Source organism: Gottfriedia sp. ABJ_BB2_2 (genome assembly GCF_055484705.1).
Window position 1 is genome coordinate 106531 of record NZ_JBVFKR010000007.1, and the last position, 17733, is coordinate 124263.

A 17733-nucleotide genomic window follows, 5' to 3' on the forward strand; every position below is an offset into this window, starting at 1 on the left:
ATGCATAATATATTAAATTAATCATTAAGTGGATCACGTATGAGAGGATGAATTAATATGATTACGATTAAAACTGAACGGGAAATCAATTTAATGCATGAAGCTGGTAAATTATTAGCAGCAACACATAAAGAAATTGCAAAAATGATTAAACCAGGCATTACAACGTGGGAAATCGACCAATTTGTAGAGAAGTTTCTTGCTAAAAACGGAGCAAAGCCAGAACAAAAGGGATATCGCGGGTATGAATATGCTACATGTGCATCAATTAATGATGAGATCTGTCACGGATTTCCTCGTAAAAAGGCTTTAAAGGAAGGGGACATTGTAACAATTGATATGGTTGTCAATTTAAATGGTGCTCTTGCAGATTCAGCATGGACATACGGCGTAGGCAATATTACAAAAGAAAATAAGGATTTACTAAAAGTTACAAAAGAATGTTTATATAAAGGTATTGAACAAGCAATTGCAGGAAATCGACTTGGTGATATTGGATTTGCTATTCAATCATATGCTGAATCATTAGGTTATTCAGTTGTTCGTGATTTTACTGGTCATGGAATTGGACCAACACTTCATGAAGAACCATTTGTACCACATTTTGGTATGGCAGGAAAAGGTATGAGACTTCGTGAAGGTATGGTCATTACGATTGAACCAATGATTAATCTTGGAACTTGGCATTCATCAATGGATAGTAATGGATGGACAGCACGTACGAGAGATGGTAAAAATTCTGCACAATATGAGCATACATTAGCGATTACAAGCGAAGGTCCAAAAATATTAACAATGCAGTAAAATATTGACATTGATAAAAATTGATCGGTGATTTAAGATTAGTTTTGTTAGAGCAAAAATGAATGAACGAAAAACAAAAATTAAAATTTCATTAACAATTATTGACATAATAGACGAGTTGGCATAATATTATATTACAAACAATCGAATACTCCAAAGGGGAGTAGCGTCAGGAGAAATCCTGAAACAAAGTCGTCATTTCATGAGAATTTATTCTCATCGGCTTTGTTGGCATACAACTAGCGTATGCTCAGCAAGACCTTTGCCGTAGATCTACAACTATAGGCAAAGGTCTTTTTATTTTTGTAGACACGGATACAGGTTGTTTAATAAAATAGTAGATTATGAGGGGGAAGAGTCATGGAAATATTTGGAATGAGTTTAGGCGTACTAGTAAACGTAATCTTTATCGACCTGTTATTAAGTGGAGACAATGCAATCTTAATAGCTCTAGCTGCTAAAAATTTACCTGAAGAGCAAAAGAAAAAAGCGGTACTTTTAGGTACAGCAGGTGCAATCGGACTTCGCATCGTATTTGCAGCGATTATTGTTTTCTTATTAAAAATACCTTTAATTTATGCAATCGGTGGTTTAATGCTACTATGGATCGCATTTAAATTATTAGTTGATGATGCGAATCATGGTGAAGTGAAGAGTGGTGCAACATTATGGGGAGCAGTAAAAACAATTATCATCGCAGACGCTTTAATGAGTCTTGATAATGTATTAGCTCTTGCAGGTGTAGCACACGGAAGCTTATCAGCGATCGTAATCGGTATTTTAATCTCAATCCCAATTATTGTTTGGGGAAGTTCTTATTTAATGAAAGTGATGAACAAATATCCAATTATTACAACGATCGGTTCTGCTATTTTAGCTTGGACTGCCGCTGGAATGATTACACATGATAATATGATTAAAGATGTTTTTGAAAATGGAACAATTGCTTTAGCTTTTAAACTTGTATTAACTGCAGTAGTAGTAGTTGCTGGTACTTTAGTAGCAAAGAAAAAAGCTCAAAAACACAGCGAGAGTTCATCTCAAGATCAAACAGCTTAATGATACTAAAATTAGCCCAACTTATTTATAGGTTGGGCTAATTATGTAGACAAAGCACAAAAAACTAAGAGACTCATACTGATTGAAAACGCTTGTCTTTCAAGGCGCGAAGTCTGATGAGGAGCGGAGTTACCCTAATTGGTAATGAGCACCGGAAGCAGGCGAAGCAACGAAGAAAGCGAGCGTTTCTCAACAGTTTGAAGCCCAACTTATTTATAGGTTGGGCTTTTTTCTGCTTAATTATTTGTGAAATTTTTTAAAATAAAAGGGGAAAATCGTATCAATATACACAAAATGGAAAATATAATGGTTGAAAAGAATTAGGACAATAAGTATACTTTAGTTGTCAGACATCTGACTCTACACTTTAGTTTCAGTTTGTAGCGATCGTTAGGAGGAAAACAGATGAGTAAAGAATTTAAACGCGTGTTCCTCGTTGTTATGGATTCTGTAGGTATAGGAGAGGCTCCTGATGCAGAAAAATTTAATGATGTTGGTTCAGATACACTTGGACATATTGCAGAAAAAATGAATGGATTACATATGCCAAATATGGCAAGTCTAGGATTAAGTAATATTCGCGAATTACAAGGAATTAAAAAAGCTGAGAAACCACTTGCATTTTATTCGAAAATGGAAGAATCATCAGTTGGAAAAGATACGATGACAGGTCATTGGGAAATGATGGGGCTTCATATTGACAAGCCTTTTAAAGTATTTGCTGATGGATTTCCTGCTGAGTTAATAAGTGAGCTTGAAAGCCAATTTGGACGTAAAATCATCGGTAATAAACCAGCTTCTGGAACGGAAATTTTAGTAGAGCTAGGCGAGCAACATGTGAAAACAGGAGATTTAATTGTATACACTTCTGCTGACTCGGTTTTACAAATTGCAGCACATGAAGAAGTTGTGCCTTTAGAGGACCTATATAAATATTGCGAAATTGCTCGTAAGTTAACTTTAGATGATCCTTATATGATTGGTCGAATTATTGCAAGACCATTTGTAGGAGAACCAGGTGACTTTAAACGTACACCAAACCGTCATGATTATGCACTTAAACCTTTCGGACGTACAGTGATGAACGAATTACAGGATGCGAATTATGATGTGATTTCAATCGGTAAGATTGCTGATATTTTTGATGGTGAAGGTATAACAAAAGCATTACGTACTGTTTCAAATATGGACGGAATGGATAAATTAGTGGATACATTAAATATGGACTTTACTGGTCTAAGCTTCTTAAATCTAGTTGATTTTGACGCAGTTTATGGCCATCGCCGTGACCCATTAGGATATGGCAAAGCACTTGAAGAGTTCGATGCAAGATTACCTGAAGTATTTGAACTGCTTAAAGAAGATGATTTATTAATCATTACTGCAGACCATGGTAATGATCCAACTTTTGCTGGTACTGATCATACAAGAGAATATGTACCTTTACTTGTTTATAGTAAAAAGTTTACTGAAGGAAAAGAGATACCAATTCCAAAAACTTTTGCAGATGTTGGAGCGACAATCGCAGAGAATTTTGATGTTAAATTGCCATCACATGGATCAAGTTTTTTAGGAAAATTGAGATAAGGTGGAGTTAAAATGAATAAAGAATTGATTGAAAAAGCAGGATCTTTTATAAAAGAAAAAATTAAACATAAACCAAAAATCGGTTTAATCCTTGGTTCAGGCTTAGGAGTCTTGGTAGATGAAATCGAAAATCAAGTAAAAATTCCATATCATACGATTCCTGAATTCCCTACTTCTACAGTAGAAGGGCATGAAGGACAATTAGTATTTGGTGATATTCATGGTGTAAGCGTTGTCGCTATGCAAGGTAGAATCCATTATTACGAAGGATATGACATGGAAAAAGTAACGTTTCCTGTTCGTGTGATGAAGGAAATAGGTGTAGACATTTTAGTTGTAACAAATGCAGCTGGTGGAGTAAATACTTCATTCGAACCAGGTAATCTAATGCTAATCACTGATCATATTAACTTTACTGGAACTAGTCCTTTAATTGGACCTAATAATCCGGAGCTTGGTTTACGATTTGTAGATATGTCTCACCCTTATGATCGTGAACTTCGAGATGTTGCAAGAAGTGCGGCAAAAGAAGTGGATGTGAAGCTTCAAGAGGGCGTATATCTAGCGGTTACTGGTCCTTCATATGAAACCCCAGCTGAAATCCGTATGTTTAGAACATTAGGAGCAGATGCTGTCGGTATGTCAACGGTTTCTGAAGTAATAGTTGCTCGTCACGCTGACTTAAGAGTACTAGGTATTTCATGTATCTCAAATATGGCTGCAGGTATTTTAGATCAACCTTTAAACCATGAAGAGGTAATTGAAACAACGCAAAGAGTAAGATCACAATTTTTATCATTAGTAAAAGAAATAGTTCGTAAATTAGGATAAGTACCTTAAATGAAAAGACTTCTGCGCAGATGTTGTAGAAGTCCCTTTTCGTTCTACATTAGATACAAAAGAGAAGAGACATAACAGATAGGAGAATTCCAAACATGAGAATGGTAGACTTAATTGAAAAAAAACGTGATGGAAAAACTTTAACAACTGAAGAAATCAATTTTATCATTAATGGATTTACAGATGGTAGCGTTCCTGATTATCAAATGAGTGCTTTTGCAATGGCAGTATTTTTAAAAGGTATGACTGAAGTAGAATATAGTGATTTAACGATGGCTATGGTCCACTCTGGTGACACAATCGATCTTTCGAACATTGAAGGAATCAAAGTTGATAAGCATTCTACTGGTGGTGTTGGTGATACAACTACATTAGTATTAGGACCATTAGTTGCTTCATTAGATGTACCAGTTGCAAAAATGAGCGGAAGAGGTTTAGGTCATACTGGCGGAACAATTGATAAGTTAGAAGCTGTTGAAGGATTCCACGTAGAATTAACAGAAGAAGAATTCATCAAACAAGTAAATGATATTAAAGTAGCTGTAATCGGTCAAACAGGTGATTTAACACCAGCGGATAAAAAGTTATATGCGCTACGTGACGTAACTGCGACAGTTAACTCAATTCCATTAATTTCTAGCTCAATCATGAGTAAAAAAATAGCAGCTGGCGCAGATGCGATTGTATTAGATGTTAAAACTGGCGCTGGAGCATTTATGAAGGACATTGATGATGCTCGTGATCTAGCAAAAGCAATGGTTAAGATTGGTAATAATGTTGGCAGACAAACTGTAGCGATTATTTCAGATATGAGCCAACCACTAGGACTTGCAATTGGTAATGCTTTAGAAGTGAAAGAAGCAATTGACACGTTAAAAGGTGAAGGGCCAAAAGATTTAGAAGAACTATGTTTAATTTTAGGAAGTCAAATGGTTGTTTTAGCGAAAAAAGCTGAAACACTTGATGAAGCAAGAGCTAAACTTGTTGAGAATATGAAAAATGGTAAAGCGTTAGAAGTATTTAAAAAATTCTTAATTGCTCAAGGTGGCGATGGTTCTGTTGTAGATGATCCTTCAAGATTACCTCAAGCAAAATACATTCAAGAAGTTGTTGCAAAAGAAGACGGTTATGTTTCTCGAATCGTTGCTGATGCGGTTGGAACAGCGGCTATGAAATTAGGCGCTGGTCGTGCGACGAAAGAATCTGTTATCGATTTAGCAGTTGGATTAATGTTAAATAAAAAAGTTGGAGATGCAGTTAAGAAAGGTGAATCTTTAGTAACTGTTTATTCAAACACAGAGGATATTAGCGAAGTAGAGAAAGATCTACTTGAAAACATCATTCTTTCTAAAGAAAAAGTAGAAGAGCCTACTCTTGTTTATGATTTAATTATGGAAGCTTAAGATTATGTATAAAAGCTATTCTCATTCAGTTGAGAATAGCTTTTTTTGTCCTTTACTTGTAAAAATGAATGCTGAGTAAAGTATGAACTTATAAAGGCAAGTACTACTGATAGAGGTATACCAACACTACAAAAATCGCGGCACAAATAAGAAATCAGCATCTTTAAATATTAAATATTTGTTTTCATATTTGACGATCTCTAGTATAATATTTATCGTGCCTTAGTGCATGGGTGGGCGAGGGAGACACTATAAGAGAGGAATTCACTTGAAAAATCTTTTAAACAAACAATTTAATCTTGAAGGAAGCGGTACAAACATTAAAACGGAGGTTATTGCAGGCGTTATTTCATTTTTAACACTTGTCTATATCCTTTCAGTAAACAGTACAATACTACATGATGCCGGTATACCGTTTCAGGGGGCAATGATTGCAACAATCCTATCAGCATTTTTAGGAAGTGTGATGATCGGATTATGGAGCAATTCACCTTTAGTACTAGTACCAGGAATGGGTATTAATGCATTGTTCACTTACACAATGGTTGGAGAAATGGGCATGAGCTGGCAGGAAGCGCTTGCAGTCGTATTTATTAGCGGTGTAATATTGTCCATCTTATCGTTTACAAATCTAGTTAAAAAACTGACAACTGCGATTCCATTATCACTAAAAAGTGCAATTACTGTAGGAATCGGATTTTTCTTAACTTTCATTGGCCTTCAAGAAGGTGGAATTGTCGTAAAAAATGAAGATACTTTTGTATCCATTGCAAATTTCTCAAATCCTGATGTTTTAGCAACAGTTATTACACTTGGGATTGCGATTTACCTATTTATTAAAAATGTTCCAGCTAATTTTTTAATTACAGTTATATTAGGGACATTTATTTCGTTTTTATTACATGGTGGCATTGAAAAAGCACACGAAACAACTGCAATTACATTTGAATCCGCAAATCAAGTTGTCGGACAACTGACCTTTACGAATATCATGAGTTTTTCTTTTTGGATCGCAGTATTTTCGTTAACAATGGTCATTTTATTTGAATCAATTGGTATCATTCATGGGCAATTAAGCATGATGAATCAAGAGAGTAAGCAGCAGAAGGTCGTACAAGGTACAGCTATGGGGATCTTGTTATCTGGTATTTTTGGAACAAGTCCTACTGTCGTTGCCGTAGAAGGTAGTGCTGGTATCAGTTCAGGAGGTAGAACTGGTCTTACTTCTGTTGTTACAGGTCTTTTATTTTTAGGATGTTTACTGTTTATGCCATTGATTGCGTATATTCCAACATCTGCAATCGCACCGATTTTAATCATTATCGGTTCATTAATGGTTAAACACATTACTGATATACAATTGGATGATCCTACTGAGGCAATACCTGCCTTTTTAATATTAGCATTCATTCCTTTAACATATAGTATTATAGATGGAATTGCTTTTGGTTTTATCGCTTATCCGCTAGTTAAGTTAGCGGCTGGCAAAAAAACCGAAATCACACCTTATATGGTAGCAATATCTGCTTTGTTTTTTGTACGTTTTGCATTAAACTTTATTTCTTAAAATGAAAAGCGCTATTTCTCAGATAAAAGAGAAAATAGCGCTTTTTTCTTTATTCAAAGAATTTGTTAAGTCGTTTATAGAAATAAAAACCAACAATTAATCCAATCAGTAAGCCAATCGTATAAACAATGACATTACTACCATTTGCAATCGTTGACGTTAAAACCGCAATACAAGTTGCGGAGAGGTAAATAAATAAAATATTTACGAATTGGCCAAACTTTTTATAAACAAATAATTTTCCGTTATTAGCATTTGCATTTCGACTATAACAAACTAAACCAATTACTAAAAACACAAGAATATAAATGGAAATGACTAATAAGTTATGAACATCAAATGTTGGATACGTTACACTTTGCTGATCAAAATCTTTCGTAATACTTAAACGACCAGATTGGAATGAAATAGACCAATCGATTATTTTCTTTTCAATTTCTAATATTCCATTAAAATCCTTATTAAAAAGTCCTTTTAAATTTGATAACACACTAAAAAATAGTAATACTGGTGAAAAAATAGTGAAAATTGTAAAAAGTGTTTGTGAAAAATAATGTCCAGTAAGTGTACCGATTGCTAAGCCGATTGTTAAAAATGCAACTGAAAATAGAAATAGTGTAACAAAAATCGGTAAAAATCCACTTGTATTAATATATTGATGAAGAATAGTAGAGTAATGGATTATTAAAGTTAATATACTTAATAAAATTGTTGCAATTAAAACATGAACGACTCCAAAAATCCATTTGGATAAAAATAATTGTTTTGGTGTATATGGTAGAGAGAATTGAAAATCAATGCCACCAGTATTACGTTCAATGCCAATTAACAATATACTCAATATTAAAACAAGAATTGGAGATATAAATGCTAGCGTACTAAATTCAGCAATATAAATGGATGGGTAATCAGTATAGGAAGCATCTAATGCTCTATTCATTTCAAAGGTGTTGTTATAATAACTAAACGGTAAAATCACTACATAAACCAGATATAATAATATAAGTGCTAGTCTTGATTGTTTAGAATGCTTTAGCCATAATGCTTTACTAAACATATAATTCTCCTCCGTCTTTTAAGAAAAATAAATCCTCTAATGTTAAAGGAAGTTCCTCTAGTAAAAGTGGATTCCTTTTTACTAATGTCTGTAAAAATTCTTCTTTTTGTCCGCTTACAATTAAAATTGCAACTTTGCCTGTTTTAGAAAAGACAGATACGTGCTCTAGTTCTTCTATATCAGTAGGTAATCCATTTTCAAAAGCTACTTGTAATTTAAAATGTTTATTTGTACTTTCTTCCATTGTCGAAACATTATCAATCGTACCTTCTTTTAAGAACAAATATTGATCAATAATTTTTTCCAACTCTACAAGATGATGCGACGAAATTAATACACCAACGGAATTTGTACTTGCATATTCAATGATTAATTGTAAAACTGTCCGTTTCACAACTGGATCTAAACCGTTCGTTGGTTCATCTAATATTACATAGTTTGCGCCCGTCGAAAATGTTAACAGTAAATATAATAAAGTCTTCATTCCTTTTGAATATTTACGAAGTGATCCATGCGGTAATTTATATTTATGAAGTGAATCTAGAAACTTTTCTTTCTCAAATTTTGGATAAGCATTTTCATAGATTGTAATGAGTTCCTTTACAGTAAACTGTTTAATAAAATTTGTTGTATCACTCATATAGGCGATTTGATTTCGTGTATTTGGTTCAATCGTAATATCTTTGTTATCGATTAAAATAGCACCTTCATCAGGTGATAGAATTCCTACAATTGTACGAAGCAAAGTCGTTTTTCCAGCACCGTTTCGTCCTATTAATCCAGTAATTGTTCCTTTTTCTATATCAAATGATAGATTTTTTAAAATTTCAGTTTCATCAAGTTTCTTACTTAGTTGATGAATTTTTAACACATTATTCAACTCCCTTATTTGAATAAACATCTTTTACCCAATTTATTATCACTTTTTCATCAATACCTTCCATCAACCCTTCAATTAAAAGGTTTGAAAATTTAGTTTGAAATTTTAGAAGGGTTTGTTCTGAAACGGATTCCTTTGTTAGCCCAATCACAAAAGTTCCCTTACCACGAATGGTTTCAATTATTCCACTACGCTCTAATTCTTGATAGGCTCTACTAACTGTATTTGGATTAATTAGTAGTGTAGTTGCTAACTCTCTAACAGATGGAAGCTTATCTCCATTTGATAAAACGTTCCTTAAGATTTGTTCTTTAACTTGAAGTACAATTTGTTCCCATATTGGTAAATGACTTCTAGCATCTAAGACAATAATCAAATAATCACCACCTTACATAATTTGGTGTATTAAGTGTACTGAGTGTATGAGTATGATTAATACACTTTATTTATATCATATGCAATGAGTGTAGTAAATAGTTCCATTCAATCTAATATTTTCTGTTCAGTTTGATTAAACTACTTATATTTGGAAAAAATATGTATGAATAGAATGGAGGGTTATAAATGAAAAAGGTAGTTTTTACACTTATTAGTAGTGCAATGATCTTCTCATTATCACTGCCTACCGTAAATGCAAGAGAGACAAGAGCCGTAGACGTTGAATTAGCTAAAAATGCATTATCTTCCGTTATTATTGAGCAAGATACAGGTGAAGTTTTATATGAAAAAGATGCAAGAAAGAAGCTTCCACCAGCAAGTATGACGAAGATTATGACAATGCTAATTATTATGGAAGAAATTGATAAAGGAAATTTAAAGCTAGATGATAAAGTAATGACTAGTGAATATGCTGCATCAATGGGTGGTTCACAAATCTTTTTAGAGCCTGGCGAAGAAATGACAGTTAATGAAATGTTAAAAGGGATTGCGATTGCTTCAGGAAATGATGCTTCTGTTGCTATGGCAGAAAAAATTGCAGGTACTGAAGAGGCATTTGTTAATTTAATGAATAATAAAGCAAAATCTCTTGGTTTAAAAGATACACATTTTAAAAATCCAACAGGATTACCAGCAGCTGATCATTATTCTTCTGCATATGATATGGCGATTATGGGTAGAGAGCTATTAAAGCATCCACTTATAACAAAGTATACAGGCACTTATGAGGACTATTTACGTCAAAATACTGAAAAACAATTTTGGTTAGTAAACACAAATAAATTAGTTCGATTTTATCCTGGAGCTGATGGTTTAAAAACTGGATTTACGCAAGAAGCAAGATACTGCTTAACAGCAACTGCAAAGAAAAATAACATGAGAGTCGTTAGTGTAATTATGGGTGCACCTACTTCGAAGGAAAGAAATGCACAAATGTCCAAACTGCTTGATTACGCATTTAATCAGTATCAAGTAAAGCAACTCATTAAACAAGGCGACAATGTTGACCAGTTATCAATTAGCAAAGGGAAAACAAAAAATGTAAATGTAGTGACAAAATCACCAGTTTCAGTCGTTATGAAAAAAGGTGAAGCTTTAAATAAAGTAACAAAAGACATTAAATTGAAAAAAGATCTACAAGCGCCAATTAAAAAGGGCCAGGTAGTAGGGAAATTAGTATTGAAGCAAGGGGATCGAGTTTTATCAACCACCGATTTAGTTGCTAGGAACAACATTCCTAAAGCAAAATGGTATGACTTATTTAAACGAACAATCGATGGTTTTAATTAATCTCATTCCATTTGATAACGTAGACTTTTGACGTATTTACACTAGTTTTGTCACCATGAAGGAATTTCACGAGAAGATAACGAAACTTTCATTTAACCGTCACAATAAGGAGGTTATTGAAAGTGAGTCTTAATATCGAACTAGAAGTGAAAAATGCAATCCTTTGTGTAAGACTTGCAGGTGAACTTGATCATCACACTGCCGAAGATTTACGTTTACAGGTGAATGAAGTATTAGAAACACAGCCAATACAACATATTTTATTAAATCTTGAACACTTATCTTTTATGGATAGTTCTGGATTAGGTGTTATTTTAGGAAGATATAAGGTCATTCGAAACAAAGGTGGAGAAATGGTCGTATGTTCTATTTCACCATCAATCAAACGATTATTTGATATGTCTGGTTTGTTTAAAATTGTACATTTGGCAGAAGACGAGTCTAATGGACTGACTGTTTTGGGGGTGGCGTAATGCGTAATGAAATGAACCTTCAATTTTCGGCGTTGAGTCAAAATGAATCTTTTGCAAGGGTAACTGTTGCAGCATTTATTACCCAGCTAGATCCAACATTAGATGAGCTGACAGAAATTAAAACTGTCGTTTCCGAAGCTGTAACAAATTCGATCATCCATGGATATGAAAACAATCCAGAAGGTATTGTGTATATTTCAGTTGTCTTAGAAGATCAGTCTGTTACATTAACAATTAGAGATGAAGGTATTGGTATTGCTAACTTAGATGAAGCAATGGAACCATTATTTACATCAAAACCAGATTTAGAAAGATCAGGAATGGGCTTTACAATTATGGAAAACTTTATGGATCACTGTGAAGTTGTTTCTACTGAAAACGTTGGTACGACTATTACTGTTAAAAAGTACTTATCAAATAGCAATGCTCTATGTAATTAAGGAGAATCGCCTATGGACGTAGAAGTCAAGCAAGATCAACCCCGTACGCAGTTAAAGGATAGTGAATTAAAAGAGTTAATTAAGCGTAGTCAGGCTGGAGATCAATTGGCTAGAGACAACATCGTCGGGCACAACATGAGACTTGTTTGGTCAGTTGTTCAGCGCTTTATTAACCGTGGTTATGAACCAGATGATTTATTTCAAATTGGTTGTATTGGATTACTAAAATCCGTAGATAAATTTGATTTATCATATGATGTACGATTTTCAACCTATGCTGTTCCGATGATTATCGGCGAAATCCAACGATTTATCCGAGATGATGGAACAGTAAAAGTAAGTAGGTCATTAAAAGAAACAAATAATAAAATTCGTAAAGCAAAAGAAGAATTGAGTAAGTCACTTGGTAGAATGCCTACAATTAATGAGATTGCTACATATATGGAAATAACACCTGAGGATGTTGTTCTTGCCCAGGAAGCAAGTCGAGCACCTTCATCGATTCATGAAACGGTGTATGAAAATGATGGCGATCCAATAACATTGTTAGATCAAATTGCCGATAACCATGAAACAAATTGGTTTGAGAAATTTGCATTAAAAGAAGCTATTAAGCAGCTCGATGACCGAGAAAGATTAATTGTCTACTTAAGATATTATAAAGACCAAACTCAATCTGAAGTTGCCGAACGGTTAGGAATATCGCAAGTACAAGTTTCGAGACTCGAGAAAAAAATTCTCCAACAAATGAAAGATAAAATTAAATAATTGATTCCTTAGAAGAGGAAGAAAAGTAGAAAATTGCTACTTTTCTTCCTCTTTTTATGTACATAAATTTGAAGTAGTTTTAGTTGTTATGACTATTTTTGAGAAGTTTTCACATACTAGTTGTAATCGAATACTTATTGCTTTGAAACCGAGGGGAAAGTATGAAAAAGGTCTTATACATTAAATTACTAAACCGAGTAGTAGTTCAAGTAGGTAAGAGTGTACGACTAGGTGATATAGCGAGACTACAAGGTATAAACATTCAGTTAAATGATATTAAAAATATTATCGTACACGAAGCAAAAAAGGAGGATGGTACGCATACTGTTATTGACATTTTAGAGCTCTTGCCACTCATTCAAAAAGTTGATCCAGATGTTTCATTTGAATTAATTGGTGTGACAATGTGTATTTTAGAGCTAGAGAATGCAGTGAAAAAAGAAAATATCTTATTATTTTTGTTTGTTTGGATATTACTTTTTGCAGGGTCATCACTTGCAATCATATATTTTCATGAGGACGTTAGTATGCAACAAGTACAACAAAGAATTTACTATTTAATAACTGGAGAATATCATCATAAGCCTTTACTATTACAAGTGCCTTATTCATTAGGATTAGGTATTGGTATGGTTTTATTTTTTAATCAGTGGTTTAAGACCCGTTTAAATGAGGAGCCAAGTCCTTTAGAAGTGGAAATGTTTCAATATCAAAGGTCAATGGATGAGTATGTATTAGTAAATGAAAATAAAAAACCAACGAAAAGTGTGAATGAAGATGATCCATGATTTATTTGTAGCTTTTATTGGTTTTTCAGGTGGCATTGCAGTTGGAACTGGTTTTGTTGCATTCTTATCTGTTATTGGGATTATTCCAAGACTAACGCAATTAACGAAAACAATCAAAAAAATAAGAGCGTATGAATTTGCAGTCGTAGTTGGCGCACTATTTGGTTGCTGGATTAGTCTGAGGGATACGGTATTTTTCATGCCAAGATATGTTTCTGTCCCGATTGGACTTTTAGCAGGTATGTTCATCGGCATGCTTGCAGCAGCATTAACAGAAGTACTAAATGTGTTTCCAATCTTAGCCAAACGAATCGGCATTCAAAAAAAAATAGTCTTTCTTTTGATGGCAATTGCTCTTGGAAAAGTATTTGGTTCATTATTTCATTGGATCTATTTTATTGAGTAAAGGATGAAGGTAATGAGTGGAAAATTAAAAGCAAATTATCAAGAAGGCATTAAACAATATCAACCTAAAAAACATGTGTTACGAAATTGTATCAGAGCTTTTCTTGTAGGTGGATTTATTTGTTTTTTAGGCGAAGCTATTTCTGAAATCTATATAAATTATTTTGGATTTACTGATAAAAATGCTGGTGACCCTACTGTCGCAACGCTAGTTTTAATTTCAAGTTTACTAACTGGATTAGGGATCTATGATAAAATTGGGCAATTTGCCGGAGCGGGTTCAGCAGTTCCAGTAACTGGGTTTGCTAACTCCATGACAAGTGCAGCGATGGAACATCGAAGTGAAGGACTTGTTTTAGGTGTAGCAACAAATATGTTCAAATTAGCAGGTTGTGTCATTGTTTACGGAGTTGTATCGGCTTATATTGTTGGTATGATTCGATATGCATTCAAAGTACTTTTTTAGGAGGTGAAATTTGTGGGACTTCTTGGTAAACAAACATGGGAATTTAAAAATGGTGTATATGTACAGGCCTCAGGTACTGCAGTTGGTCCTAGAGAAAATCTAGGTCTATTAAAAGGAACATATGATTATGCTTATGAAGATTTACATTGTAATGAGGATAATTGGGAATTAGCTGAACGTGCTTTATTGAGAAACGCCATTTCTATTACTTTAAAAAAAGCAAATAAAAATGTAGAAGATATCGATGTATTTTTAGCAGGCGACTTATTAAATCAAAATGTCACTGCAAATTTTATCGCAAGGGAACTACAATTACCATTCCTATGTATGTTTGGGGCTTGCTCGACATCAATGGAAACTGCCGCATTAGGTGCACAATTAATTGATAGTGGCTATGCAAAATTAGCATTAGCAGGGACTAGTAGTCATAATGCCACAGCAGAGAGACAATACCGCTATCCGACCGAGTATGGGGGTCAAAAACCTGACTCAGCTACATTTACAGTAACTGGAGCAGGAAGTATTTTGTTATCAAGTAAGAAAAGTCGGATAAAAGTAAAATGTGCAACAATTGGTACCGTTCAAGATTTAGGACTAAAAAATCCGTTCGATATGGGTTCTGCAATGGCTCCTGCTGCTGCCTATACGATTGTTCAGCATTTTAAGGATACAAATACAACACCAAATGATTACGATTTGATTGTTACAGGAGATTTATCAGTTGTAGGTGCACCAATTTGTGAACAACTTGTAAAGGAAGAGGGCTACGATATGTCAGGGAAATATAATGACTGTGGACTCCTCATTTATGATAGAGAAAATCAAGAAGTTTTTGCAGGTGGAAGTGGATGTGCATGTTCTGCAGTTGTAACATATAGTCACTTATTCCAAGAAATGAAAAAAGGAACATATAAGAGAATTTTAGTTGCTGCTACTGGTGCACTATTAAGTCCGACAATGATTCAACAAAAAGAATCGATCCCAACCATTTCACATGCTGTTGTCTTCGAAAGCTGTTAGGAGGTGTAAAGATGGAATTTGTTTATGCATTTATTGTTGGTGGACTCATTTGCGTTGTTGGACAGTTACTTTTTGAGTTTACAAAATTAACTCCTGGTCATGTCATGTGTATATTTGTTGTAGCCGGTTCTATATTAGATGGATTTGGAATTTATGACAAACTAATTGAGTTTGCAGGAGCTGGTGCGACGGTTCCGATTACAAGTTTCGGACATTCTTTATTACATGGTGCTATGGCAGAAGCGAATCAACATGGTTTTGTCGGTATTGGTATGGGAATCTTTTCACTCACATCTTCTGGGATCTCAGCAGCAATTTTGTTTTCATTCATTATTGCCTTACTATTTAAGCCAAAAGGCTAACATATGAAGACTAAAAAAGTCATTATTATAACTGATGGAGATGTTTATGCTCATAGGAGTATTGAACATTTAGCAAAACAATTTGGTGGGTGCACTATTTCCCAGTCGCAAGGAAATCCGACGAAATTCTCTGGTAAAAAAATGGTAGAAATTATCATGCAAGCCCAAAAGGAACCAATATTTGTACTATTTGATGATAGTGGTTTTATGGGAGAAGGACCAGGAGAAAAAGCATTGAAATATGTTGCTAATGATAAACATATAGAAGTAATAGCTGCCTTAGCGGTTGCATCAAATACGCATCATCAAGAATGGACGAGGGTCGATGTCAGTATTGATAATGAAGGGAATCTAACTGAATATGGTGTAGATAAATTCGGTGTACCTGATATAGAACTAGGTAGAATTAATGGAGACACTGTGTATAATTTAGATCAGTTAAATATTCCTTTAGTAATTGGTATTGGAGACATAGGTAAAATGGGAGGCCGTGATGATATTGAAAAAGGTTCTCCGATTACAAGAAAAGCAATTGAATACATCTTAGAAAGGAGTGAAATCCTTGACAACAGAAACGAAAACAACTGATTTATCACCTAAGTTAGTCACGAATGCAAATATTATTAAAGATCGATTAGGATTTGGAAAAAGCTTCGACTTAGGTCAACGGATTATTTATGTAAATAAAGTTGAGGTACAATTATATTATGTAAATGGCTTAACAGATACTGGTTTTATTCAAATGATTTTAGATGATTTAATTGGCTTAAAAGTAGAAGATAAAAATAAATCAGTGTTTAAAGAAGTAGAAGAAACAATTGTCCATCAATCAGTAACAGCTATATTAACAATTGAGGAAGTCATAAAAAATGTTTTATCGGGTTTAATTGTTGTATTAGTTGATGGAGAAGCAAAAGCATTAGCAGTAGACGTAAGAAGTTATCCAGGTCGAGGACCAACTGAACCTGATACAGAAAGGGTAGTACGAGGTTCAAGGGATGGATTTACAGAAAACATAATCAATAATACAGGCTTAATTCGCAGAAGAATTCGCGATGAAAATTTGCGGAATGAAATCATGCAAGTAGGCGATAGTTCAAAAACTGATGTATGTGTTACATATATTAAGGGTCTAGCGAATGAAGGTTTAGTCAAGGAAATTATCGATCGAATTAAAAAAATTAATGTAGACGGGATGTCTATGGCCGATAAAAAGCTTGAGGAATTTATCTTAAAGCAAGGCTATAATCCTTTTCCATTAGTAAGGTATTCAGAAAGACCAGATGTAGTTGCAAATCACATTATTGAAGGTCATGTCATCATTATTGTTGATACATCTCCTAGTGTAATCATTACGCCGGCTACATATTATCATCATATGCAGCATGCTGAAGAATTTCGTCAAACTCCAACTGTTGGTACATTCCTAAGATGGATACGATATGTTGGTATATTTATGAGTGTGTTTTTATTACCGTTTTGGCTATTATTATGTAATGTACCTGAGATCTTACCAGAAAATTTAAGCTATATCGGTCCGAAAGAGACAAGTAATATTCCGATTTACTTACAATTAATAATCGCAGACATGGGGATTGAGTTTTTAAGGATGGCCAGTATACATACACCAAATGCTGTCTCAACCTCAATGGGTATTATAGCAGCAGTATTAATCGGTCAAGTTGCAATTGATGTTGGGCTATTCCAACCTGAGGTAGTACTATATACAGCGGTTTCTATGATTGGTTCGTATGCTACACCAAGCTATGAATTAGCGCTAGCAAACAAACTAGCCAAATTTGTTATTTTAATTCTTACTGCATTTTTAGGAATAAAAGGCTTTATGATTGGTTCAACATTATTTATATTATTTTTAGCAAGCTTAAATACGTTAAATACACCTTATTTTTGGCCGTTCATCCCATTTGATGGACGAGCATTCCTGCACTTAATTATTCGTACGAAAGCAAGTGAAAGTGAGCATAAAAAAGGTGGAAAAACAATCGGAGATGCAACATTATAAAATGAAAAAACCTAGATAATCCGGTAAGATTATCTAGGTTTTATTTTGCTTTTTCATCTTATA

At 34.0% G+C, this 17733-nt stretch carries 20 protein-coding genes; 17 read left to right on the plus strand and 3 right to left on the minus strand.

The features are described 5' to 3' along the window. Nucleotides 1-57 precede the first annotated feature (57 nt). The 6 genes from map to ACX6U0_RS15720 all read left to right on the plus strand — a co-directional run bounded on the left by map (nt 58) and on the right by ACX6U0_RS15720 (nt 7260). The gene (gene map, locus ACX6U0_RS15695) at nt 58-804 is read left to right on the plus strand and encodes a type I methionyl aminopeptidase (protein WP_464960824.1); all 747 of its coding nucleotides are present in this window, start codon (nt 58-60) and stop codon (nt 802-804) included. Between the two features lie 360 nt (nt 805-1164). Continuing rightward, complete coding sequence (locus tag ACX6U0_RS15700; protein ID WP_464960825.1) at nt 1165-1863, plus strand: TerC family protein; 699 nt, start codon at nt 1165-1167, stop codon at nt 1861-1863. 405 nt (nt 1864-2268) lie between these two features. Then, the gene (deoB, locus tag ACX6U0_RS15705) at nt 2269-3450 is read left to right on the plus strand and encodes a phosphopentomutase (RefSeq protein ID WP_464960826.1); all 1182 of its coding nucleotides are present in this window, start codon (nt 2269-2271) and stop codon (nt 3448-3450) included. A 12-nt stretch (nt 3451-3462) separates the two neighbouring features. Then, complete coding sequence (locus ACX6U0_RS15710) at nt 3463-4281, plus strand: purine-nucleoside phosphorylase (RefSeq protein ID WP_464960827.1); 819 nt, start codon at nt 3463-3465, stop codon at nt 4279-4281. A 104-nt stretch (nt 4282-4385) separates the two neighbouring features. Further along, nucleotides 4386-5693, plus strand: a complete 1308-nt coding sequence (locus ACX6U0_RS15715; protein ID WP_464960828.1) for a pyrimidine-nucleoside phosphorylase — start codon at nt 4386-4388, stop codon at nt 5691-5693. 268 nt (nt 5694-5961) lie between these two features. Further along, nucleotides 5962-7260, plus strand: a complete 1299-nt coding sequence (locus ACX6U0_RS15720) for an NCS2 family permease (RefSeq protein WP_464960829.1) — start codon at nt 5962-5964, stop codon at nt 7258-7260. Nucleotides 7261-7309: 49 nt separating this feature from the next. Here the strand turns inward: ACX6U0_RS15720 and ACX6U0_RS15725 are convergent, their stop codons facing one another. The 3 genes from ACX6U0_RS15725 to ACX6U0_RS15735 are packed head-to-tail and all read right to left on the minus strand — an operon-like array spanning nt 7310 to nt 9573. Continuing rightward, nucleotides 7310-8317 (minus strand): ABC transporter permease subunit, encoded by a 1008-nt coding sequence (locus ACX6U0_RS15725; RefSeq protein WP_464960830.1) that lies wholly within the window; start codon nt 8315-8317, stop codon nt 7310-7312. Then, entirely contained in the window at nt 8310-9188 is an 879-nt protein-coding gene (locus ACX6U0_RS15730; RefSeq protein ID WP_464960831.1) for an ABC transporter ATP-binding protein, read from the minus strand. Before ACX6U0_RS15730 ends, ACX6U0_RS15725 begins: the two co-directional genes overlap by 8 nt. A gap of 1 nt (nt 9189) precedes the next feature. Continuing rightward, the gene (locus ACX6U0_RS15735) at nt 9190-9573 is read right to left on the minus strand and encodes a GntR family transcriptional regulator (protein WP_464960832.1); all 384 of its coding nucleotides are present in this window, start codon (nt 9571-9573) and stop codon (nt 9190-9192) included. Nucleotides 9574-9761: 188 nt separating this feature from the next. Here ACX6U0_RS15735 and ACX6U0_RS15740 point away from each other — a divergent pair, with 188 nt between their 5' ends. From ACX6U0_RS15740 to ACX6U0_RS15790, 11 genes are all read left to right on the plus strand, one after another. Beyond that, complete coding sequence (locus ACX6U0_RS15740; RefSeq protein ID WP_464960833.1) at nt 9762-10925, plus strand: D-alanyl-D-alanine carboxypeptidase family protein; 1164 nt, start codon at nt 9762-9764, stop codon at nt 10923-10925. A gap of 122 nt (nt 10926-11047) precedes the next feature. Then, a complete protein-coding gene (gene spoIIAA / locus ACX6U0_RS15745; RefSeq protein ID WP_087999334.1) occupies nt 11048-11398 on the plus strand; it encodes an anti-sigma F factor antagonist in 351 nt (116 codons plus the stop codon). Continuing rightward, the gene (spoIIAB, locus tag ACX6U0_RS15750; protein WP_464960834.1) at nt 11398-11838 is read left to right on the plus strand and encodes an anti-sigma F factor; all 441 of its coding nucleotides are present in this window, start codon (nt 11398-11400) and stop codon (nt 11836-11838) included. The genes spoIIAA and spoIIAB overlap by 1 nt, the downstream gene beginning before the upstream one ends. Before the next feature lie 12 nt (nt 11839-11850). Then, nucleotides 11851-12606: an RNA polymerase sporulation sigma factor SigF gene (gene sigF / locus ACX6U0_RS15755; protein WP_464960835.1), complete on the plus strand. Its 756-nt coding sequence runs from the start codon at nt 11851-11853 to the stop codon at nt 12604-12606. A gap of 161 nt (nt 12607-12767) precedes the next feature. Then, complete coding sequence (locus tag ACX6U0_RS15760) at nt 12768-13394, plus strand: stage V sporulation protein AA (protein ID WP_464960836.1); 627 nt, start codon at nt 12768-12770, stop codon at nt 13392-13394. Further along, nucleotides 13384-13800, plus strand: coding sequence for a stage V sporulation protein AB (locus tag ACX6U0_RS15765; protein WP_464960837.1), 417 nt, complete (start codon nt 13384-13386; stop codon nt 13798-13800). Before ACX6U0_RS15760 ends, ACX6U0_RS15765 begins: the two co-directional genes overlap by 11 nt. 12 nt (nt 13801-13812) lie before the next feature. Further along, nucleotides 13813-14265 (plus strand): stage V sporulation protein AC, encoded by a 453-nt coding sequence (spoVAC, locus tag ACX6U0_RS15770; protein WP_464960838.1) that lies wholly within the window; start codon nt 13813-13815, stop codon nt 14263-14265. A gap of 12 nt (nt 14266-14277) precedes the next feature. Next, entirely contained in the window at nt 14278-15285 is a 1008-nt protein-coding gene (gene spoVAD, locus ACX6U0_RS15775) for a stage V sporulation protein AD (protein ID WP_464960839.1), read from the plus strand. Between the two features lie 11 nt (nt 15286-15296). Then, nucleotides 15297-15647, plus strand: coding sequence for a stage V sporulation protein AE (gene spoVAE / locus ACX6U0_RS15780; protein WP_464960840.1), 351 nt, complete (start codon nt 15297-15299; stop codon nt 15645-15647). A gap of 3 nt (nt 15648-15650) precedes the next feature. Then, nucleotides 15651-16235, plus strand: coding sequence for a stage V sporulation protein SpoVABEA (spoVAEA, locus tag ACX6U0_RS15785; protein ID WP_464960841.1), 585 nt, complete (start codon nt 15651-15653; stop codon nt 16233-16235). After that, complete coding sequence (locus tag ACX6U0_RS15790) at nt 16210-17670, plus strand: spore germination protein (protein ID WP_464960842.1); 1461 nt, start codon at nt 16210-16212, stop codon at nt 17668-17670. Before spoVAEA ends, ACX6U0_RS15790 begins: the two co-directional genes overlap by 26 nt. Nucleotides 17671-17733: the final 63 nt, after the last annotated feature.

Bases quoted from the DNA above. Each gene is read 5' to 3' on its own strand.
- deoB (WP_464960826.1), top strand. From the start codon at position 2,269: ATGAGTAAAGAATTTAAACGCGTGTTCCTCGTTGTTATGGATTCTGTA.
- map (WP_464960824.1), top strand. From the start codon at position 58: ATGATTACGATTAAAACTGAACGGGAAATCAATTTAATGCATGAAGCT.
- ACX6U0_RS15715 (WP_464960828.1), top strand. From the start codon at position 4,386: ATGAGAATGGTAGACTTAATTGAAAAAAAACGTGATGGAAAAACTTTA.
- spoVAC (WP_464960838.1), top strand. From the start codon at position 13,813: ATGAGTGGAAAATTAAAAGCAAATTATCAAGAAGGCATTAAACAATAT.
- sigF (WP_464960835.1), top strand. From the start codon at position 11,851: ATGGACGTAGAAGTCAAGCAAGATCAACCCCGTACGCAGTTAAAGGAT.
- spoVAE (WP_464960840.1), top strand. From the start codon at position 15,297: ATGGAATTTGTTTATGCATTTATTGTTGGTGGACTCATTTGCGTTGTT.
- ACX6U0_RS15725 (WP_464960830.1), bottom strand. From the start codon at position 8,317: ATGTTTAGTAAAGCATTATGGCTAAAGCATTCTAAACAATCAAGACTA.
- ACX6U0_RS15710 (WP_464960827.1), top strand. From the start codon at position 3,463: ATGAATAAAGAATTGATTGAAAAAGCAGGATCTTTTATAAAAGAAAAA.
- ACX6U0_RS15765 (WP_464960837.1), top strand. From the start codon at position 13,384: ATGATCCATGATTTATTTGTAGCTTTTATTGGTTTTTCAGGTGGCATT.
- ACX6U0_RS15760 (WP_464960836.1), top strand. From the start codon at position 12,768: ATGAAAAAGGTCTTATACATTAAATTACTAAACCGAGTAGTAGTTCAA.
- spoVAEA (WP_464960841.1), top strand. From the start codon at position 15,651: ATGAAGACTAAAAAAGTCATTATTATAACTGATGGAGATGTTTATGCT.
- ACX6U0_RS15740 (WP_464960833.1), top strand. From the start codon at position 9,762: ATGAAAAAGGTAGTTTTTACACTTATTAGTAGTGCAATGATCTTCTCA.
- spoIIAB (WP_464960834.1), top strand. From the start codon at position 11,398: ATGCGTAATGAAATGAACCTTCAATTTTCGGCGTTGAGTCAAAATGAA.
- ACX6U0_RS15700 (WP_464960825.1), top strand. From the start codon at position 1,165: ATGGAAATATTTGGAATGAGTTTAGGCGTACTAGTAAACGTAATCTTT.